The organism is Lentibacillus halophilus (assembly GCF_039522485.1).
Lineage (GTDB): Bacteria > Bacillota > Bacilli > Bacillales > Amphibacillaceae > Lentibacillus > Lentibacillus halophilus.
Genome location: NZ_BAAADM010000058.1, coordinates 1 through 664 on the forward strand (window position 1 = coordinate 1; position 664 = coordinate 664).

Below are 664 nucleotides of genomic sequence, written 5' to 3' on the forward strand. Positions count from 1 at the left end.
GTTCTATAGACTATATTCGACATAAAGCAATGAAATTCCTAGTACAATTTGACTTTTTCACCGGACTTCTAAGCCCGGTCGCTCTGCCAGGCACGAACACTATTCTGAATTGTTTTGGTGCCTGGCACTAAAAAAAGAAGCCCTGCAGAGACTTTCTCTCCACAGGACTTCCAGAAATCCATCCACTTTAGCACTTAAAGCGGCAAGGGGTGACACCGTATGCTAATTTAACACAAACCCTTGAATGGATACGAATAAAGTAAATAAAAACACAGCTATAAGAAACCAACCAATTAATTTATTAGTAATACGAAAATGTTCGAGTCCCAATACGAGCATCAAAAAACTTAACAACAACATCACTAGTGGTTGAAGCTCAAAGTCATTTGTAATGAATTGATACAAAGTAATGATTATAATTACTGGTGATAAAATAAAAATAAATATCTTAAACATAAGTCTCCTAGCTAATCACATGTTCTGCAATTTAGGCCCGATAAAGGCATAGTGGAGGCAATAATTGTCCCCCGCCTGTTAACGGAAGAAAACAGCATTAAATTTAAGTACAACTGGTTTGAAGTCTTCTTTCATCCTAAAAGTCCGGTGAAAAAGTCAAATTGTACTAGGAATTTCATTGCTTTATGTCGAATATAGTCTATAGAAC

Annotated in this window: 1 protein-coding gene; it reads right to left on the minus strand. The window is 36.1% G+C overall.

The window, feature by feature from the left end; translation table 11 throughout:
• Positions 1-222: 222 nt before the first annotated feature.
• Positions 223-456: a DUF3953 domain-containing protein gene (locus tag ABDZ72_RS14465; protein ID WP_425542393.1), complete on the minus strand. Its 234-nt coding sequence runs from the start codon at positions 454-456 to the stop codon at positions 223-225.
• Between the last annotated feature and the right edge of the window lie 208 nt (positions 457-664).